We start from the raw sequence: 20,353 nt of genomic DNA on the forward strand, positions 1-20,353 counted from the left end.
GATGAAGAAACCGTACTTGCCATCACGGAAAATCCATATCTGCAGTACTCATTTGTCTGCATTCGTTTCAGGAAAAAACGACATTTGACGCTTCTTCGATGACACATTTCCGCAAACGTTTTAACGCTGATTTTGTCAACGACCTCAATGAACATATCGTTGAATTGCGACGGAAAACAAAATCACAAAAGCAATCGAAATGTGATCCATCGGGGCATGATGATGGCCCTCTTTCCGCAAACGGAAATGAATCAAACAAGCCAGAAGTGAATCAAACAGGATGAGTTTGTTTCTAACTCACTTGTGTGGTTCATATGCCACGCATTTAGGCCCTATTGCTTTAAAAACAGCTGTTTCAGAAAAAATCAATCCGAAACAGCTGTTTTTTTAATATAAACTAAGTCTAATCCCGATTTATTCACAGCTCCAAATTAGAAATCGTTAGATTGAGCTCTTCTCATTATCAGAGCTTTTAGGTTCTGAAAGTCGAGTAAAACATGAATTCATGAATTCAAAAACGAAAATAGCTACTTATCATCAACAAACTCGCTGTTTTGGATACACAAAGCTGGATGCAAGCTTAAATGAAGGACCGTCCCGATCTAACCAGTTTTACTAGCCACTTTGACGTGCTTTGTACGAATGGTCTGTACCTGCATATTCTGGTGACCATTAGGGAAACAAAGTGTCCGCAGCTAGGTGGTAAGATTATACGTCAATAGACTCAACATCATTCGCACTTGGTTGGTTTAAAAGCATGACTACTCATACGATCCAGATAGAAGCCATTTTTCGCTTCCTGATATAATTTTCCACCGTGCTAATCAATGGTTATTGCGTTAAGCCAAATCAAAGGTTCGTAAATCTAGACGTAAGACCAGGCATAGGGACACAAACGTTGCCCATGCATTAGTGGGTTGATCCTTTACACTGTTGTTTCGAAGAGATGGGCAAAAAATATCTGTGATGTAACATGTGCTAGTAAACAAAAAGCTCGGCATGCTACGCAGGCGCTTTTCTTGTCTTTCCACTCGACAGCAAATAGCGATGAACCATGTACTCAGCAATCCCAATGATGATGGATGTTAACACTGCGCCCCAAAAGGTGACATTTGAATCATTAAATATGTTTGATATCACCCAGATTAATATAACTGCAACAACAAAATCTGAAATAACACTTGTCCATAATGAGCCTTTTTTAAGAAGCATGTATTCCATGGCTACGCCTACAATCGCAAGGATCACTCCGAGTACAACGGGGTGCCATATTGCGCCATAACCAACATTGTCGAATAGATACATTGCTAAAATAAGAATCAGCGGAAGTGCGATGATTTTAATTATAAAGCTTGTCATTTCATTTTTCACCTCCCTTTTCCCTGAGTATTTGTAGAAAGTATAAAACTATACCATGGAAAAATCTTGGTGTTGATTTAAAAATAAAGTCTAACCGTTAAAAAATGCTTCATTTGCTCAGACCCGAAGAATAGGTTCGAATGATGATGTAAGTAGTCGACTCTGCTCTGATCAAGTTGTATTATTGTTACCTTATGACGTAAAAACCTCCACCAATCAGATGGGGATCATCTTTGCTAAACAGTTCCCGAACAATATTTATTTTTATATGGATAGTAAGAATGAATTTTGTTAAGGGACTAGTGTGAAAGGAACTCCCTTAATATAGTAATCATTAAAACGATTATTTCATTAAAGCTGAAGGACAGCTTTATTTCACCTTTAACTGTAGGGTGAATTCTGCTGAATTCTTATCAATCGCTAAGATGTATCCCTTAATACGAAGGGCGCGATTGTGGAATAAAAAAATAAATATATTATAAAAAACTGCTTAATCGATATGAGCGGTTTTTTCGAGTTTTTACATGAACAAGAGATAAAAGCAAAGGGCTCTCAGTCAGCAGGAGCCCTTGTCTAATATAGGAAAACATGTTGAATATAAATAACATAACGCTTGAAATTTGCGAATTATAATTTATCTTGCTTGTTATATTTTTCTTTTCTTATCTTTGGATCATCATTGGAAAACAACCAAATAAAGTCAACATATTGCATTATGGCTGCTCAAATTTGGTCACTAAAAGTTTATAAACACATAAATCTGTGTAGTATTAAAAATTTCCATAAACGCTAAAAACATTAATATGAAGGTGGTTTATAGTGATTAGGAAAAACTAAAATGCTTAAATATGAAAGGGGCAGCATGATGTAATAAATGTTTGAAATTTCATTTAAAATTTGTATGCCACTTTCCACCTCTAATTATTTATGTAATAAATATCGTAACGGAAGCTTTCTCCCGCAGTAAATGGGAATGAATGAGGGTTCACCCCCAAAGCACCCCCGAAATACCCCCAAAATTTTAATAAACCTTAAACATGCATAAAATCAATTTTTACCGAAGTGCGGTTGTATCAAGGTTTTTAAAGTGATTTAAAATCGGATGAAGGCAAGGTACAGAATCCGCACTACTGTACAACTTTGAGAAAATTATAATGATCATAAGTGTGGCGATAAATTGACACCCACATTCGCTCACAAAGGATCGCTATAAATTTATAGAAGAGTATTTTTTATATAATGAGACTTTTGACAAGGTAGAGAACATTGTTGATGTGAAGCATAATGTAATTAAAAATAATCAAACCATTTGTTCTAAGATTAAAATTAAAAAAAGCAATAAGACCGTCTATAATGTATAGTGAGACGGTCGATTTTTAAAGAACATTCTTGTTTTTACGCCATGGGTAATTGCCTATAGATTAATGTGAACCCTTTTTGATTGTTGATCATCAAATTCATCTCTTTCTATGGTTAAATCGTTTTGATTAGCTGAAACATCGGCCACATAAGTGATGCATAAATGGCAACGATCATTCCACCGAGCATGATAAAAAAGACAGGCTGTATATAAGTGATGGTTTTCATGATTTTACGATGTGTTTCTTCTGTTTGTAATTCACTGTAAATGGACAAGTCCTTTTCCAATGCTTTTACGTCTGTATGTCTTTGGAATATGCTAGATAATTGTTTGTCAATGAGTGGCAATTGGGTTAATAAATGGGTCATATAAATACCCCTGGATAATTCGTCCGTGAGCAGAGAGGCATAATGGGCGAGTATAGGTTGTTTTTTCTGCCTGGCCATATTGATAAGGATGTCTTTCATGGAAAGGCCGCTCATTAATAAAGAACTGATGTGGACAGCAAAAAGAAATGATATTTGTGTTTGTTTGTACTGCCGGTAGATAGGGATTCTATTGTAAATGTTAATGCGCTTACTGATGTTGATCCTATTTCTGCTGAAACGCCATACAATCCATGCTATGCCGAGAATGATAAGAATCCCAAGAAGGAAGTAGCCTACCATATCAATGACTGCAACAGTGAGCATAACAGTCGGTGCCGTTTCTGTTGTCCCCTGGAAAAGTTTCAAAAATGAAGGGAGGATGGACTGTTTGATAAAGTATAGCAGGAACATAAAGATGACGAAGAGAATGATTGGGTACCGTGCCGTTTCATAAAATTTTTTTAAGTAAGTCAGTCGTTGTTCATACATAACTGCACATTTTTCTAAATTGGTCTCAAGGTCACCGTTATGACGGACGAAATAAAGGTAGGATGTAATGACTGGGTTGAAATGTATATGGTCTAATGCTTCATCCAATGGTTTGCCGTCTTTGAGAGAGTCAATGATGGCAGAGGCAATGGGTTTCAGTTGATCATCCCATTGCATCATATCAAGTGCTTCAACGATGGTGCAGCCATTTTTAAGCAACCTGGCCAACCGGTGCAAAAAACGCAGCTGTAGTTCTTTGCGCGGTGGTTTATGGTTAGTGTCCGGAAGACGATAGCGTATCTTCTGTAATAAACCCATATGCAAAGGCCTTCTTTCGTAAATGATGGAATGTGTCGAAGTGATCTGTCGCCTGTAGGCTGTCATTATTCAGAGTATGTTCAAGGGTTTGCCCGTCCAACATCTCCATAATAGCAGCACGCTCAGTATGATCCTTCAATTTGATTGGTAGCAACTCCAGCGCCGCAACTGCAATGAGCGACTGTTGCATATCGATGGTGCCGATGCCCATTTCCCATAACCGCTGGATGGTTCCTTCAGCACTGCCGGCATGGAGTGTACTGAGCACAAGATGTCCGGTCAGGGACGCATCAAATGCAAACTGTGCTGTAAAACGATCCCGGATTTCGCCAATCATAATGATATCCGGATCATGGCGCAAAGCCGCTTTTAACCCTGTCTGATAAGTGATGCCTGCTTTCTCATTTACCTGTACCTGCAGAATGTCGTGAATATCTTTTTCAACCGGATCCTCAAGCGTGATGGTTTGGTAGGACTTTTCGGCAAGAATGGTCTGCAGCAGAGTATACAGCGTTGTGGTTTTGCCACTGCCTGTGGGCCCTGTGAACAATATGATTCCATTACGGTTTTTTATCCAGCTTTTCAATTTTTTTAGTTGAAATTGGAAAAGGAAAAGTTTTTCAAGAGAATGGTGCTGATCCTGTGGGAGAATCCGAATGGCAAGGCTTTCTGTGCGGTTAAGCGGCAAGGTTGATAAGCGGAGTGCGCAGCGGTTGCCCTCAAGCTCATGAATAATGGTTCCATCTTGGGGTTTTCGTACTTCACCTATATCCATTCCTGATGTAAACTTGTAGTAGGTAAGCAACACGTCATATTGGCTGATGGGAATAGTTTTGTGATGAATACGGCCACCAAGCACCCGAAAATGGATCGTTGCATGGTCTGCAAAAGGAAAAAAATGCACATCTGAAGCGTTCGAGCTGATGGCTTCATGAAGAAGCTGTTCTGCGATTTTGGAAGCTGTGTCCAATGAATGATTCACCTCCTTACACAAGACTATATTCGACATGGTTTGCTGAACTCCTTCTTTTTTTATAAAATTATTTTAAAATTTCTCAAAGGCAGGGAATCATATGAAGCCTATTTATTTAATCGGATTCATGGGAAGTGGAAAAAGTACCATAGGAGAACGGTTGTGCACCAAATTGGATGTTCCGTTGGTAGATACCGATCAGATGATTGTGGATAAATACGGACCGATAACAACCATATTTCAGGAACATGGGGAACAAATCTTCCGTAAGTATGAAACCGAAATGCTTAAGCGCACCGGGGGAATGGAACAAATTGTTTCAACAGGTGGCGGCATGGTTGAACGAGAGGAAAACGTTGCGTTTATGACGCATCATGGCCTGGTTGTTCATTTGAACGCCTCTATGAATGCTATTGCTTCTCGATTGGGTGAAGACCCCAACAGACCGCTTTGGGGAAAAGACTCCAGCGAAAGGGTTCGTTTATACAATCGTCGCAAGGATCTGTACACAGAAGCGGCGGATGCGACTGTGTTGACTGATAACAAATCCATAGAGGCTATCGCAGAGGAAATAGCTGACCTCCAGGCATAAAATCGAGTACCATCGGTATAAAGTATGTGGCAGCAGTTGATAATAATGATACAAATAAGCGAAAGAGGTGTGGGCATTGTCTTTCAATGAGTATGTTAAGTACATGGTTCAGCGGTTCACCAAGTTGCTGGATACACCGGCAGAAGAAAGACAGTCACGCAAAACAGATCCCTCTGATGAGCCGAATCAGGCCATTTATACAACCCGATGGCTAGGGTTGCTGCCATTTGCGTGGAAAGTATTTTTCAATAAGGCTGATTGACAAGCCCCTGGCGTTAAGGGGCTTGTCTCATTTTTTAGCTTGCGTCTTCCGTCAGATAAAAAAGTCCTCCATTAACCACACTGAAATGAATGCATGGATAATAGCGTCTTTTAATTTCATCCATTTCCTTTCTTATGTCACTCTCCTGATCCTCTCCTTTATAAAAATGTCGCAGGAGACTTATTTCTTCCTCCATGGTTTCCAATGAACGTTCCGCCCAATCATGCTGTTGATTACGAATATAATCCTCGAGTACACGTTCGATACGTTTATATCCGCTCGACAAGGTAATCATCGGCGTCATGGTATAGCAGTAATCGGAGATGGATGCTTGTATCGTTTTGTTGCGCAATTCGTCCATCATATTCGCTTTCATCGTTCCGTTGATCAAGTGGAGCCCTATGGAGACCATTTCATCCATTTTTTGTTTTCCTTCATAACTGATTTTTACATTGGTGACCAACCATGGGAAAAGAGCGGTTTTCTGATTGGTATTTATTCGTTCAAATAGTTTTGTGTAGGTTTCATTGTCGTGTAAATGATTCAAAATCTGATGAAGACGTGGACTGCCAAAATGAATCCATTCATGTTTTCCATCGCGTTTTTCGGGATCTGTTATCAAGGTCAGTTGTTTTGGATCACCGGCATATCCCATTTTCTTGATATAATGCCAATAGAACGGACGATTCATTAACGCCCGATCCATAGCTTCCGTCAATTGAATCGTGAGCATACCTTCGTCATTATGTACAATGCTGCACTGATGGGCCGTGAAATACGATTCAAGAAAATGGTGCAAATCTTTAATGGCCATAGTGTTCCACCTCCTCGTGTATTGCGTCGTCATGTGTCTTTTGAATGATCGATGACAGATTATCCAGTTTTATTTTTGCTTCTCCGGTTGATGCGGATTCCGAAAAAATGGTTTGAATTTTGGATTCAATATCTTCAATATCTAACTCGGCCAGAATGCTGTCCAAATTGCCGATAATTTGTTCAAAAAGATTAATTTTTTCATACAGCAGTGTCATAATGTGCTCTTCCACTGTGCCACGGGTAGCCAAATTATATATGTGCACATCTCTCTCTTGACCATACCGGTGGATTCTTCCAATACGTTGTTCCAGACGCATTGGGTTCCATGGCAGATCATAATTAATTAAATGGTTGCAGAACTGAAGGTTAATGCCTTCTCCACCGGCTTCTGTGGCGATCAGCACTTGGGCATGATTTTCAAACAACTGTCGCATCCAATCTTTTTTACCTTTGTTAAAACCGCCACGGTATGGCACCGACGTGATTCCACTTTCCTTTAAATACCATTGCAAATAAAACTGTGTCGCCCGGTATTCGGTGAATACAATTACTTTTTCGCCACCGGCATTATTAATGAGATCGACCATTTTGGCTGCCTTCACATGGTGTGGAAGCTGTTCAATTTGTTCGGTGATCGGACGGATCCATTTGTCGTTTTCTTCCGTATCCATCATTTTTTGAAGGGATAGGTAACAGGCTTCTCTTGACGAACATAACTCTCGCAGCAACGTGACTTTTGAAAAGGCGGGAAGAGTTTCCACTGTGTTTTCCAATTGTTTGTAAACCCTCTGTTCATCTTCGGTAAAGTTTACCCAGACTGTTTCAATATGTCGCTTGATTTGATTAAATCGGGCGTTCTGTCGTGTGTTTCGAATCATTACTTTTTGGATGAGCTGCTTGAGATACCCGTCCTGACCAATCGTTTTCCGATCCTTGCCATATTGATTTAAAAATGTATCATAATCGCCGAGGTGTCCCGGCTTCAGGATGGATACGAGGTTAAATATTTCGGAAAGACGGTTTTGAACAGGTGTTGCTGTCAGCAGTAGGCAATACGTTTTCTTCAATTTCGTAATGAATTCGTAATTTTTTGTTTTGTTGTTTTTCAGTTTATGTGCCTCGTCCACTAATAAAAAATCATAGTCCTGCTCCAAAATGTGCTCGCGGTGCGGGGACCGTTTTGCCGTATCAATAGATGTAATGATAACGTCATACTGATCCCAAGGGTGGGTTTTCCTGAATGTCACCGCAGGGATGTAAAACTTTTCATTCAGTTCCTTGGCCCATTGGTTGACCAACGATGCCGGTACGATAATAAGGGCTTTTTTGACGAGACCACGAAGCATATATTCTTTTAAAATCAAACCTGCTTCAATCGTTTTCCCCAACCCCACTTCATCAGCCAAAATAGCACGTCCGTTCATCTCTTCCATCACTTGTTTGGCACAGGAAAGTTGATGATCCATAAATTCCATTTGCGGGAGATATTCCAGTGCTTTTAACCCATCAAATGATGGCGACATGGTTGTCAGAGCTGCCTCATAATTCATTTGGAACAGATTCCATGGGGCGAAAGGACCTTCTTGTCTCAGGGTCGTTTCCAATCCATCCACAAAATGAGGATCATATGATATATCCATCTGATTCATGTTATACTTCCTTTTTCAAAAAGTTGTGATCATCCCTATTTTTGTGAAGGGACCTATGGTATAATGCATTTAATTACATACTTGAGACGTATATTATCTAATACATAGTGTAACCAAAAAAATGCATATCATGATGCGAATGAATACAAGGGGAGAGCTTACTGTGTACAGTAACGCCGAAGGAGCAAACATATTACGTGAATCTCTCAGGCAAAAAGACTCTTGTAGGACGCGACTCTGGAGAGTGTCCGCCAATAGTATGGTGGACCACCCACGAAGCAAGCATTTTTGTTTTGACAAAAATGTACAACTTTCTGGTTGAAGGACAGAGATTTCCCCGGTGACGGGAGAAATCTCTGTTTTTTATGTAAAAACATAAATGTCTGCCGGGGAAAAGCCCATCAAGTGGGGTTTATTCATTTGATTTGTTGGAATAGTTTGTCTTTTATTTAACATGTTTATAAGGAGTGAAAGACATGAGCGCGTTAAAACAAACACCGCTTTTTCCAGAGTATGCCAAACTAGGTGGCAAAACCGTTGATTTCGGCGGATGGGAACTGCCTGTTCAATTCAGCGGCATCAAACAGGAACACCATACGACGAGAACGCAGGCCGGACTGTTTGATGTGTCGCATATGGGAGAGATTCTGATTGAAGGTCCGGACAGTGAGGCGTTTTTGCAATATGTTGTGACCAATGACATCTCCCGATTGACTCCAAACCGCGCCCAGTACACGTTTATGTGTTATGAGGATGGCGGCACAACAGATGACTTTCTCATTTACATGCTTGATGATGATCAATACCTGCTTGTTGTCAATGCGGCCAATACCCAAAAAGACTTTGAATGGCTGACCGGTCAAAAAGACAAGAGCCAGAACGTATCGATTGAAAACGTCTCAGCCGATTATGCCCAGCTTGCCCTGCAGGGACCATTGGCTGAAACCATCCTCCAAAAGCTGACGGAAACGGATTTGAGTCACATTAAATTTTTCCGCTTTGACAATCCGGTATATTTTTCGGCTATTGATGCCGAAGCCATTGTCTCGCGTACCGGCTATACGGGAGAAGATGGTTTTGAAATATATCTTGATGCAGCTAAAGCTCGTGATTTATGGAACATGATTCTTGAAGCGGGCAACGAATACGGCATAGTGCCAGCAGGCCTCGGGGCAAGGGACACGTTGCGATTTGAGGTGAATCTGCCATTATACGGCCAGGAACTTTCGGAAACAATTACACCGGTGGAAGCAGGCATGTCCTTTGCCGTTAAAGTCAATAAAGAAGCAGATTTTATCGGAAAAGACACGTTGAAAAAGCAAATAGAACAGGGGCCGGCAAGAGGATTAGTCGGAATTGAGATGATCGATAAGGGCATCCCCCGAACAGGGTATACCGTGCTGGATGGGGACAGAACAATTGGCTTTGTAACGACAGGAACTCAGTCGCCGACTTTGAAAAAAAATATCGGACTGATTCTCGTGGAAAGCACTTACACTCAACTTGGAACAGAAGTGTTTGTGCAAGTGCGCAATCGAAAATGCAAAGCTGTTGTTGTTAAAACACCGTTCTATCAACGGGATGAATAAAAGGGAGGTTTCCAAATGGAATTTCGCTATTTGCCTATGACCGAAACAGATAAGCAGGAAATGCTCGATGTTATCGGGGTCGATTCAACAGATGCACTATTTGCTGATATTCCCGAGAAAGTAAGGTTTTCCGGTGATTTAAATCTGAAAAAGCCGGCCAATGAACATTCGTTAAAAAAAGAACTCGCCGGAATGGCTGCCAAAAATGCCAATTTAAGCGAATACAGCTGTTTCCTTGGAGCCGGGGTATATGATCATGGCATCCCATCCGTTGTGGATCATGTTATTTCACGATCAGAATTTTATACAGCATATACACCATACCAGCCAGAAATGTCTCAAGGTGAACTTCAAGCCATATTTGAATTTCAGACCATGATATGCGAGCTTACCGGCATGGATGTGGCCAACTCCTCTGTATATGATGGAGGGACAGCGTTGGCTGAGGCAGTCACCTTGAGTGCCGGACAGACCAAACGAAAAAAAATCGTTGTATCAAAAACCGTTCATCCGGAGTCAAGAGACGTCATTCACACGTACGCAAAAGGGCACAATCTGAATGTTGTCGAAATTGATTATACTGGCGGACAAACGAATATCGAGCAATTGGAAAATGAAGTGGATGACCATACAGCCGGGGTTGTCGTTCAATATCCCAACTTTTTCGGTCAAATGGAACCTATGCAGGACATCAATGCCATCATTCGCCAGCAGCAAAAGACGATGTTTATCACTTCCAGTAACCCACTTGCACTGGGATACCTAACACCTCCGGGGGACTTTGGTGCGGACATTGCTGTCGGTGATACACAAGTGTTCGGAATCCCAGCGCAGTTTGGCGGACCGCATTGCGGTTATTTTGCAACAACCGATAAATTAAAACGTAAAATCCCCGGGCGTTTGGTTGGTCAAACGACGGATGAAGAGGGGGAACGTGGTTTTGTCCTCACATTGCAAGCAAGAGAACAGCACATCCGGCGTGATAAGGCAACATCCAATATTTGTTCCAACCAGGCACTGAACGCCCTTGCCAGTTCGGTCGCAATGACATCAATCGGAAAACATGGTCTTGGACACATGGCTGTTTTGAATATGCAAAAGGCTCGCTATTTAAAACGAAAATTGGAGGATATAGGACTATCAGCTGCTTTTGACGGACCATTCTTTAATGAATTGGTTGTCAAATTGCCGGAAAATGTCACCAATGTTAATGAAAAACTTTTTCAACATGGTATCATCGGTGGCTATGATCTGGAGAAGGCCTACCCGGAACTTCAGAATCATATGTTGATTGCGGTCACAGAAATCCGTACAAAAGCGGAGATAGACACGTTTGTAAATGAATTGGGGGATATTCATGGCTAATAAAGACTTTCCTTTGATTTTTGAACGCGGCCAGGAAGGAAGAACCAGTTATAGTTTACCAATGCTTGACGTACCGGAAACAGATTTGGACAGCGAATTTCAGGATGTCTATATCCGGACAGAAGCACCCGATTTGCCTGAAGTGAGTGAACTGGAGATTATGCGTCATTACACCGCGCTCTCGAATCGAAATTACGGGGTTGATTCCGGTTTTTACCCGCTTGGCTCCTGCACTATGAAATACAATCCGAAAATAAATGAGGACGTGGCAGGACTTAATGGCTTTAGTCAACTACATCCATACCAGGATCCGAAAACCGTTCAGGGAGCCATGGAAATGATGTATGATTTGCAAACGTCTCTGGCAGAGTTAACGGGCATGGATGCTGTTTCTCTACAACCGTCAGCAGGTGCACAGGGTGAATGGACCGGACTGATGATGATCAGGGCTTTCCATGAAGCTAATGGCGACTATAATCGGACAAAAGTGATTGTTCCGGATTCTGCTCATGGAACCAATCCTGCCTCCGTTGCGGTTGCCGGGTTTGATGTGGCAACTGTCCAAACAAATGAACACGGATTGGTTGATCTGGATGATTTAAAACGTGTGGTTGATGAAAAGACAGCCGCATTCATGCTTACCAATCCAAACACGCTTGGCTTGTTTGAAACAGATATTGTGGAAATGGCTGAGATTGTTCATGGTGCAGGAGGACGGTTGTATTATGACGGGGCTAATTTGAATGCCATTATGGGTTATACACGGCCGAAAGATATGGGTTTTGATGTTGTGCATTTAAATTTGCACAAAACATTCACCGGACCTCATGGCGGCGGAGGGCCGGGATCAGGCCCTGTCGGCGTGACAAGCGAACTTGCACCGTACCTGCCAAAACCACTGCTTGTCGAACAAAATGGTGAATACTTCTTTGATTATGACCGTCCGTCGTCCATAGGCCGAATTAAACCATACTATGGAAATTTTGGAATAAACCTACGGGCTTATACCTATATTCGTACCATGGGAGCTGAGGGTCTTAAAAAGGTTAGTGAGTATGCCGTTTTGAACGCAAACTACCTCATGCGTATGCTGGAAAACGAATATGCCATGCCATATCCGCAGCATTGTAAGCATGAATTTGTAATGTCGGGAAAAAATCAGAAAAAATTGGGGGTCCGGACATTGGATATAGCCAAACGCTTGCTGGATTATGGCTATCATCCACCGACGATTTATTTCCCGCTTAATGTGGAAGAGGCGATGATGACTGAACCGACGGAGACCGAATCAAAAGACATGCTGGATAGTTTCATTGATGCCATGTATACTATTTCTGAAGAGGCGAAAAATAGCCCTGAATCGGTTCAGGAAGCACCGTTCCATACATCTGTTAAACGATTGGACGAAACGACAGCAGCGCGTAAACCAATATTGCGTTATTAACCTAATACATGCGGTCTGCATCGCTTAGATCAAACAAAAAAGGACGGGATCTTGTCCCCCGTCCTTTTTTGTTTGTTTAAAACCAAACTGACTGGTTCTGCGTTTATTCGATCATTTCACTTTCCCGGTCCATTTTTTAAAACCGCCTTTTAGCTGGCTTAAATCCTGATATCCTTTTTTGTGAAGTAGCTGAGCAGCTCTGGCCGACCTTGTTCCGCTTTGACAGTAAAGATAGACCGGCTTATCTTTGCGGAGCTCTACAAGCCGCTGTTTCATCTGTGTCAACGGAATATTTCGGGCGCCGAGTATATGCCCTTTTTTAAACTCATTTGGTTCACGCACGTCGATAAGTTGCGCTTTACGGTAACCTTGTCGGAATTGATCTTCAGTCAAGGTTTTTAAAAAATTTCGTTGCCTGAAAAAGCGGAACATGATAAAAGCTAAAAGTGCAACAGCTATTATAATCAAATACTCCATAATCGATCCTCCGTCATTACCATACTTTCAAGTCCATTATAGGCTTTATTCGGTAGTTTTTCAAAGTCTTTTTTGCGTAAGGTCAGGTGCAAAAAAAAGACGAAAGATCATGAAAATGGTTTTCTTGTCGAAATAAGCTTGCTTACCCTTTTATCATCTTGATATACTTATTCTTTCATACCTTTGGCATACCTATTATCATCGTTCTTTTTTATCAATATATTGTATATATTTTTTGTTTAAACACTACATATTGTTTTTTGAGATTGGAGTATGATATGTTGAATGTAATAGCATGATAAAGCACTCATGACGAACAACCATATAAAGGAGTGATTTCATTTATGTCGACTGCTGCTGATTTTCAGCAAACCATCGATGTGCCATCACTAAATAATGATATAGAGCTATTTCCGCAAGTATATCCGGTTACCAACGATATGACCTTGACTCACGAAGGTGTTTCCAGACTCGTTATGCTGGATCGGTATGCATTTAAAGATACGGGTAAGCGGACACTGAAAGCTGGGGATTTTGTTGTTCTCACCGTTAAAGCGGATCCTAAGTTTCCGGCGCGCGGTCTGGGCTTTGTTCAATCCATCGATTGGGACAATTATAAAGCTGATATTCATGTGACCCCGGAATTTCATTCGGCTCTTGACGATGACGAAGAAGCATCCACAGGTGTTGTGCGGCGCTTTTTTGATGTGATTGATAAACCATTGGAGATTTATTATGAACAGATTGCCAAACGAAATGCAAAAGGATTGGCAGAAGTGGAAACATCGAAAAACAAACAGGACGAGTGGTTTGAAGCATTTAACCAGCAATTGAAATCCATGAATTTCATCCCTGCCGGACGCGTTCTTTATGGTGCCGGTGCGGATACGGATGTCACGTATTTCAATTGTTATGTCATGCCATATATAAAAGACTCCCGTGAAGGCATTTCGGACCATCGCAAGCAAGTCATGGAGATTATGTCCCGGGGAGGGGGTGTCGGTACGAATGGTTCCACCCTCAGACCCCGAAACACACTGGCCAGAGGGGTGAATGGCAAGTCATCCGGATCGGTATCCTGGCTCGATGATATCGCTAAATTAACACATCTCGTGGAGCAGGGCGGATCAAGACGTGGAGCCCAAATGATTATGCTTGTTGATTCTCATCCGGATATTATTGAATTTATTATTTCCAAGATGCAAAACCCGAGAATTTTGCGGTATCTTATTGAAAATACAGACGATGAGCATATTAAGAAATTGGCTCAAGAAAAGCTTAAATTTACACCGCTGACTGAAACAGAAGCCGATTTGTATCAGGGTATCGTCAATTATCGGTCCATGCCTGGGCAGGGTGGTTTCACCCAAGCGGCCATTCGTGAAGCGGAAGAGAAACTGTTGACCGGTGGAACGTATACGGTTCATAATCCTGAATTCCTCACTGGCGCCAATATTTCGGTTTGCATTACAAAAGATTTTATGGATGCCGTGGAAAATGATGAGGACCATGAACTTCGTTTTCCGGATGTTGAAAATTATACGGCCGAGGAAATGCGTGATTATAACGAACATTGGCATGACGTCGGTGATGTCCGAAAGTGGGAAGCAATGGGTTATGGTGTTCGTGTTTATCGCCGTATAAAGGCTAAGGAACTCTGGAATCTGATTAATATTTGTGCAACCTATTCAGCTGAACCGGGTATTTTCTTTATTGATAATGCCAATGAACTGACTAACGCTCAAGCCTATGGTGATCAAGTGGTAGCCACCAACCCATGTGGTGAACAACCGCTTGCACCTTATTCGGTCTGTAATCTGGCTGCGGTCAATCTGGCTGAAATGGCGGATAAACAAACGAAAACAGTGGATTTTGACAAGTTGAAACAAACAGTAAGGACTGGTGTGCGGCTTCAGGACAACGTTATTGATGCAACGCCATATTTTCTTAGAGAAAATAAAAAGCAAGCGCTTGGTGAACGGCGTGTCGGACTTGGTGTGATGGGTCTCCATGATCTCTTGATTTATTGTGAAACAAAATATGGTTCAGCGGAAGGCAACGCCCTTGCTGAAAGTATTTTTGAGGCCATTGCAACAACCGCCTATCGGGAGTCCATTGAACTGGCAAAAGAAAAAGGCAGCTTTCCGTTTCTTGTCGGTGAAACAGATAAAGAAACCGACGAATTGCGTGAAGCATTTGTCAATACAGGATACATGCAAAAAATGCCGGAGGATATTAAAGAAGCCATCCGCACCCATGGAATCCGCAATTCTCATTTGCTTACTGTTGCACCAACCGGAAGCACTGGAACTATGGCGGGTGTAAGCACCGGACTGGAACCATATTTCTCCTTTTCGTATTATAGAAGCGGCCGTTTAGGGAAATTTATCGAGGTAAAAGCGGATATTGTACAAGAGTACTTTGATGAACATCCTGAACGGGAATCGGATGAACTGCCGGAATGGTTTGTATCCGCCATGGATTTGACGCCTGAAGAACATGCGGATGCCCAATGTGTCATTCAACGTTGGGTGGATAGTTCCATTTCCAAAACGGTCAACGCGCCGAAAGGGTATACGGTTGATCAAGTGGAAAACGTATACCAGCGATTATATAACGGTGGTGCAAAAGGCGGAACGGTCTATGTTGATGGCAGCCGTGATACACAAGTACTCACATTGAAAGCTGAGGAAAAAACGACAACGGAACAAACCGAACTTTTTGACGATGAAAAGCCAAAAGTGGTTCTTATGGATACGATCCAGGAATTGGATAAAACGAATGTCACTATTGGATCCGACGTTGGTGATACGTGTCCGGTGTGCCGGAGTGGCACCATTGAAGAAATAGGCGGTTGCAACAGTTGTACGAGCTGTGGCGCTCAGTTGAAATGTGGTTTATAACGTTATAGAAAAAAGGATCGGTATAACAGCCGATCCTTTTTTCTGCATAAAAGCTTGTCTAATATGCGCCGATCATGTATGCTTTATACAGAAACAATGTTGCATAAAATAAAAAATATTCCCATGAAATGAGTGATTTAATGCCTACGCCGAGCATGGAGGATTATGTCGAACAAATTCATAATTTAATGCAATCAAAAGGATATGCCCGCGTATCCGATATAGCTGAAGCATTGGAGGTTCATCCGTCATCCGTAACGAAAATGGTGCAAAAACTAGATAAAGACGGCTATCTCAACTACGAAAAATACCGGGGCTTCATTTTAACAGCCAAAGGACAAAAATTGGGCAAACGTTTGGTTTATCGACATGAATTGCTTGAGGAATTTCTTGAGATAATCGGGGTCGACAGTGATAAAATCTATGATGATGTAGAAGGAATTGAACATCATCTTAGCTGGAACTCGATCGATCGCATTGGTGATCTCATTCAATATTTTAAAGCGGACAGTATACGAGTGGATCATCTGAGAGAAACCAATGAGGAAAGTGAAGCATAGCTATACCATCGACTAATCTGTCATGGCACCATCCATTTCCCGCACATTTTCCCATATATAAACATAGGAATAGATGAAGAGCATAAATGTTCCAAAAGAGTGGCGGGAGATGACAATATGAAAATTGATGGTGTGTTCTCCGGTGGCGGTGTCAAAGCATACGCCCTTGTCGGTGCTATAAGGCAAGTGTCCGAACATAATCACACCTTTGAACGAGTGGCTGGATCATCGGCAGGGGCCCTGATGGCTTCTCTGCTGGCATCCGGATTCAGCATTGATGAGATTGAGCAAATCGTTGAGGAACTGGATTTGCAGGAATTACTGGACCCACCGGCTTGGACTCTTTTCATTCCGTTTTCCAAATGGTTAAACCTTTATTTCCGGCTTGGTCTGTATAAAGGCAAAAAACTGGAACAATGGATTGACCATTTGCTGGCTCAAAAAGGTGTGTATACGTTCCGTGATATCAAGCCAGGTTATCTGAAAGTTGTTGTAAGTGATATTTCACTAGGGAAATTAGTAGTTATTCCGGATGATCTGCAACGTATATATGGTATGGATCCGAACCGATTTCCGATTGCTAAAGCTATTCGGATGAGTGCAGGTTTTCCATATTTTTTTATGCCGGAAAAACTTCAAGGTGATAAAAAACGAAAAAGTTTGATGGTTGATGGGGGATTGTTGAGTAATTTTCCATTATGGATATTCGAAAATGGAAGAGAACGGAAGGAACGACCGGTGTTAGGGATGAAACTGAGCGGTTATCCCGATGGATGTGAACCTCATAATATCGGGAACGGACTGGATATGTTTCATGCCTTGTTCAGCACGATGCTTGAGGCTCATGATGCTCGGTATGTTTCCAAATCGGATCAGCATCAGATTATTTTTATTCCTGTTGACCATATTCATGCAACCGAGTTTGCTTTGCCGGATGAAACCAAGAAACAATTGATAGAGACAGGAACAGAAGAAGCTCGTCTGTTTCTGAAACGGTGGCCAAATTAAAACCGGTCCAGTTTAAAAGCTGGCCCGGTTTTTTCGTTTCGACTTATTGCCATCGATGACTCTCAAGTGAGATGCGCGTTTATTCGTTTTTTTCTTTGTTGTGGGGGATTGCTGCTTGGATGTTGTATCATTTGGCTTGGGTTGTTTCTGGCTGTATTTTGATTTGGATTGTTTCACGGCCTGTTTATATTTTTTGGCGTCACTGGAAGAAGCACTGCTCTTCCGGAAAAAGATAAAGTAAACAAACGCAAAAACGACAACCGCAAGTCCAATCATGGTGAGTATACTCATCAGAAAGGAAGCAGTATTGGTGAACAGCTGTGTGATGATGCCAATAATGGCAAGACCAATAATCGCATAAACCACCAAAGAAAATTTACCGCGTATCACGTGAATTCCCCCTTTCATTAAAGCACTGCTTATTCATTGTATACCACGATTCAGCAATAAATATCAGCTGCGCCAGAAATATTATCAACAATATTTCCAATTCATTCGTCTGCTACCATTGTTGCCTGTCTGTTATAAAATATTCATTAGCTATCTAATTTCTATTTTACTAAAAAATCTTCCGGAAGACTAATTTTATTTCTTCACCGATTATTTTCAACAGGGATGATTGGATCTCTCTGCCATTGGTCACACTAAGCGTGGAGGTGTTATGAATTGGGAAATCAAGATAAACAACTGGAACAGAATAAAGAAGAGGAACCACGCTCACTGTTGTCCCGCTCACTGCTGACGGGGTTTATTGGAGGCGTGGTATTTGGGTTTTTTGGGATCGTCCTTTATTATTTCAATTTTTCGGAAGTGACACCGAGGAGCTATCTGCTGCGTTCATGGACATCCGAGGAATGGACAGAACGTTGGCATGGCTACGCATTGACGATCGTCTTAACCGGGTTGTTATCCATAGGGGTGGCGTTTATTTATTATGTCTTCTTTAAAAAAATGGAAACATTCGTAATGGGCGCTGTATATGGGTTGATATTGTGGGGAATTGTTTTTTATTTACTGCAGCCTATTTTCTCAAATGTTCCGCCTTTGGTTGACCTTAATGTGTACACGATTGTTTCGACTATCTGTTTATATATCATATATGGCACCTTTATCGGATATTCCATCTCGTATGACTACAATGATACATTGCACCAATTAAAAGCGAGTAAAGGGGAGCAAGGTTAGACATCGCCATTACCATTAGTCATCTGTCATTAGTGGTTTTTAAGCGTTACTATTATTCAAACGGTTCTGTTTATGATAAACTGTAACAGTCCACAGTTACTCAGAAATGGTAAAGGAATGAGTGCAATGAACCGCCTTTTACTTATGAATGGTCCTAATATTAATTTACTTGGAAAACGAGAAAAAGACGTTTACGGAGAGTTTACGCTGCAGACCATCGAGAAAGAACTGATAGATCTGGCACATCAATACGGGGGCGAAATGGATAGTTTTCAGTCCAATCATGAAGGTGATTTAACGGATTGCCTTCATGAAGCGAACGGTCAATATTATGGGATTTTGTTCAATCCAGCTGCTTACACTCATACGAGCATTGCCTTGCGTGATGCTATTGCGGCTATTGATACACCTGTTATTGAAGTTCATATATCCAATGTGCATGGGCGGGAAGCTTTTCGGCACCAGTCCATGCTGGCAGCTGAATGTTATGGGCAGATTGTTGGTTTTGGGAAAGACAGCTACAGACTGGCTGCATTGGCCTTTTTGGAAAAAATGGAAAGGACTGATTGAATGGGGAAAATAAACGATCTTCGTATAAAATTGGAGGAATCCGGTATTGACGCCATATTGGTGAAGAGTCCGGTGAACAGAAGATACTTGAGCGGATTTACTGGTACGGCAGGAGCGGTCATTGTCAGTCAACATGACGCGCGGCTGATCACCGATTTCCGTTACATAGAACAAGCAAACGAACAGGCAGTCGGATTTACTGTTGTGAAACAAACCAACCCGATTCATCAGGACATCGATTCTCAATTAAAACAGATGAATGTGAATCATCTCGGGTTTGAAAAAGATCATGTCACCTATTCGGATTATGAACTTTATCAGGAAACATTCATGGCTGAACTATCCGGGGTGAGTGGGTTAGTCGAAGATTTGCGTCTGATTAAAACCGAAGATGAGCTGAATGTTCTGAAACAGGCGGCTAACATTGCTGATCATGCCTTTGACCATATCCGGAATTATATTAAGCCGGGTGTTAAAGAAATCGATATTTCCAATGAACTGGAATTTTTCATGCGACAACAAGGTGCCGATTCGTCCAGTTTTGATATTATTGTAGCTTCCGGTTATCGTGGCGCCCTTCCGCACGGTGTCGCATCGGATAAAAAGATTCAATCCGGTGAACTTGTTACTATGGATTATGGTGCTTTATTCCAAGGTTATTGCTCGGATATTACGAGAACGGTTGCTGTTGGTGATATTTCAGCAGATCTGGCGGCTATTTATGACACTGTGTTGCAAGCGCAATTGCGCGGTGTTGATGGTGTGAAACCGGAGATGACCGGCAAGCAGGCCGATGCACTGACAAGGGATTATATTAATGACCAGGGGTATGGTGACTATTTTGGCCACTCCACTGGGCATGGGCTCGGTATGGAAGTGCATGAGGCCCCTGGCTTATCATTCCGTTCGGATAAGACATTGGAACCAGGCATGGTTGTGACGGTTGAACCCGGCATTTACATTCCCGATGTTGGCGGCTGCCGCATTGAAGATGACATCGTTATCACCGATTCCGGCAATGAACGTCTGACCGAAGCACCAAAAGAACGACTTCAAGTAGGTTGAA

18 protein-coding genes, 1 pseudogene and 1 riboswitch are annotated in these 20,353 nt (G+C 41.8%); of the genes and pseudogenes, 11 read left to right on the forward strand and 8 right to left on the reverse strand.

Annotation, left to right across the window (positions count from 1 at the left end; all coding sequences use genetic code 11):
• Nucleotides 1–537: 537 nt before the first annotated feature.
• From ACZ5Q7_RS10615 to comGA, 4 genes and pseudogenes are all read right to left on the reverse strand, one after another.
• Nucleotides 538–819, reverse strand: a pseudogene (locus ACZ5Q7_RS10615) (transposase); the annotation flags it as partial.
• 183 nt (nt 820–1,002) lie between these two features.
• The gene (locus ACZ5Q7_RS10620; protein WP_343752869.1) at nt 1,003–1,359 is read right to left on the reverse strand and encodes a DUF2512 family protein; all 357 of its coding nucleotides are present in this window, start codon (nt 1,357–1,359) and stop codon (nt 1,003–1,005) included.
• Between the two features lie 1,473 nt (nt 1,360–2,832).
• Nucleotides 2,833–3,894, reverse strand: a complete 1,062-nt coding sequence (gene comGB / locus ACZ5Q7_RS10625) for a competence type IV pilus assembly protein ComGB (protein WP_343752871.1) — start codon at nt 3,892–3,894, stop codon at nt 2,833–2,835.
• Nucleotides 3,851–4,903: a competence type IV pilus ATPase ComGA gene (gene comGA / locus ACZ5Q7_RS10630; RefSeq protein WP_343752875.1), complete on the reverse strand. Its 1,053-nt coding sequence runs from the start codon at nt 4,901–4,903 to the stop codon at nt 3,851–3,853. The genes comGB and comGA overlap by 44 nt, the downstream gene beginning before the upstream one ends.
• A 64-nt stretch (nt 4,904–4,967) precedes the next feature.
• On the opposite strand from comGA, the gene ACZ5Q7_RS10635 reads away from it, so the two are divergent.
• A complete protein-coding gene (locus ACZ5Q7_RS10635) occupies nt 4,968–5,459 on the forward strand; it encodes a shikimate kinase (protein ID WP_343752876.1) in 492 nt (163 codons plus the stop codon).
• Nucleotides 5,460–5,535: 76 nt separating this feature from the next.
• The gene (locus ACZ5Q7_RS10640) at nt 5,536–5,721 is read left to right on the forward strand and encodes a YqzE family protein (RefSeq protein WP_343752878.1); all 186 of its coding nucleotides are present in this window, start codon (nt 5,536–5,538) and stop codon (nt 5,719–5,721) included.
• Between the two features lie 34 nt (nt 5,722–5,755).
• Here ACZ5Q7_RS10640 and ACZ5Q7_RS10645 read toward each other — a convergent pair whose 3' ends face one another.
• Together ACZ5Q7_RS10645 and ACZ5Q7_RS10650 are read right to left on the reverse strand one after the other, a co-directional pair.
• Entirely contained in the window at nt 5,756–6,535 is a 780-nt protein-coding gene (locus ACZ5Q7_RS10645) for a YqhG family protein (protein ID WP_343752880.1), read from the reverse strand.
• Nucleotides 6,525–8,186: a DEAD/DEAH box helicase gene (locus ACZ5Q7_RS10650; RefSeq protein WP_343752883.1), complete on the reverse strand. Its 1,662-nt coding sequence runs from the start codon at nt 8,184–8,186 to the stop codon at nt 6,525–6,527. The genes ACZ5Q7_RS10645 and ACZ5Q7_RS10650 overlap by 11 nt, the downstream gene beginning before the upstream one ends.
• A gap of 139 nt (nt 8,187–8,325) precedes the next feature.
• A riboswitch (glycine riboswitch) is annotated at nt 8,326–8,418 on the forward strand.
• Between the two features lie 244 nt (nt 8,419–8,662).
• On the opposite strand from ACZ5Q7_RS10650, the gene gcvT reads away from it, so the two are divergent.
• Genes gcvT through gcvPB form a run of 3 tightly spaced genes read left to right on the forward strand, consistent with a single transcriptional unit; the run spans nt 8,663 to nt 12,584 of the window.
• Nucleotides 8,663–9,775: a glycine cleavage system aminomethyltransferase GcvT gene (gene gcvT / locus ACZ5Q7_RS10655; protein WP_343752885.1), complete on the forward strand. Its 1,113-nt coding sequence runs from the start codon at nt 8,663–8,665 to the stop codon at nt 9,773–9,775.
• Nucleotides 9,776–9,790: 15 nt separating this feature from the next.
• Complete coding sequence (gene gcvPA / locus ACZ5Q7_RS10660) at nt 9,791–11,140, forward strand: aminomethyl-transferring glycine dehydrogenase subunit GcvPA (protein WP_343752887.1); 1,350 nt, start codon at nt 9,791–9,793, stop codon at nt 11,138–11,140.
• Nucleotides 11,133–12,584, forward strand: a complete 1,452-nt coding sequence (gene gcvPB, locus ACZ5Q7_RS10665) for an aminomethyl-transferring glycine dehydrogenase subunit GcvPB (protein ID WP_343752889.1) — start codon at nt 11,133–11,135, stop codon at nt 12,582–12,584. Before gcvPA ends, gcvPB begins: the two co-directional genes overlap by 8 nt.
• Before the next feature lie 111 nt (nt 12,585–12,695).
• On the opposite strand, the gene ACZ5Q7_RS10670 is transcribed toward gcvPB, so the two are convergent.
• Nucleotides 12,696–13,061 (reverse strand): rhodanese-like domain-containing protein, encoded by a 366-nt coding sequence (locus tag ACZ5Q7_RS10670; RefSeq protein WP_343752891.1) that lies wholly within the window; start codon nt 13,059–13,061, stop codon nt 12,696–12,698.
• A gap of 344 nt (nt 13,062–13,405) precedes the next feature.
• Here ACZ5Q7_RS10670 and ACZ5Q7_RS10675 point away from each other — a divergent pair, with 344 nt between their 5' ends.
• The 3 genes from ACZ5Q7_RS10675 to ACZ5Q7_RS10685 all read left to right on the forward strand — a co-directional run bounded on the left by ACZ5Q7_RS10675 (nt 13,406) and on the right by ACZ5Q7_RS10685 (nt 17,532).
• On the forward strand, nt 13,406–15,964 hold the full coding sequence (locus tag ACZ5Q7_RS10675; RefSeq protein WP_343752893.1) for a vitamin B12-dependent ribonucleotide reductase: 2,559 nt from the start codon (nt 13,406–13,408) through the stop codon (nt 15,962–15,964).
• Between the two features lie 140 nt (nt 15,965–16,104).
• A complete protein-coding gene (mntR, locus tag ACZ5Q7_RS10680; protein ID WP_343752896.1) occupies nt 16,105–16,524 on the forward strand; it encodes a transcriptional regulator MntR in 420 nt (139 codons plus the stop codon).
• 117 nt (nt 16,525–16,641) lie between these two features.
• Nucleotides 16,642–17,532: a patatin-like phospholipase family protein gene (locus tag ACZ5Q7_RS10685; RefSeq protein WP_343752898.1), complete on the forward strand. Its 891-nt coding sequence runs from the start codon at nt 16,642–16,644 to the stop codon at nt 17,530–17,532.
• Between the two features lie 12 nt (nt 17,533–17,544).
• Here ACZ5Q7_RS10685 and ACZ5Q7_RS10690 read toward each other — a convergent pair whose 3' ends face one another.
• On the reverse strand, nt 17,545–17,922 hold the full coding sequence (locus tag ACZ5Q7_RS10690) for an SA1362 family protein (protein ID WP_343752900.1): 378 nt from the start codon (nt 17,920–17,922) through the stop codon (nt 17,545–17,547).
• Nucleotides 17,923–18,198: 276 nt separating this feature from the next.
• On the opposite strand from ACZ5Q7_RS10690, the gene ACZ5Q7_RS10695 reads away from it, so the two are divergent.
• From ACZ5Q7_RS10695 to ACZ5Q7_RS10705, 3 genes are all read left to right on the forward strand, one after another.
• A complete protein-coding gene (locus ACZ5Q7_RS10695; protein ID WP_343752902.1) occupies nt 18,199–18,717 on the forward strand; it encodes a YqhR family membrane protein in 519 nt (172 codons plus the stop codon).
• 126 nt (nt 18,718–18,843) lie between these two features.
• Complete coding sequence (gene aroQ, locus ACZ5Q7_RS10700; RefSeq protein ID WP_343752904.1) at nt 18,844–19,287, forward strand: type II 3-dehydroquinate dehydratase; 444 nt, start codon at nt 18,844–18,846, stop codon at nt 19,285–19,287.
• Nucleotides 19,288–20,352, forward strand: coding sequence for a M24 family metallopeptidase (locus ACZ5Q7_RS10705; protein WP_343752906.1), 1,065 nt, complete (start codon nt 19,288–19,290; stop codon nt 20,350–20,352).
• Nucleotide 20,353: the final 1 nt, after the last annotated feature.

This window comes from Lentibacillus halophilus (assembly GCF_055395055.1).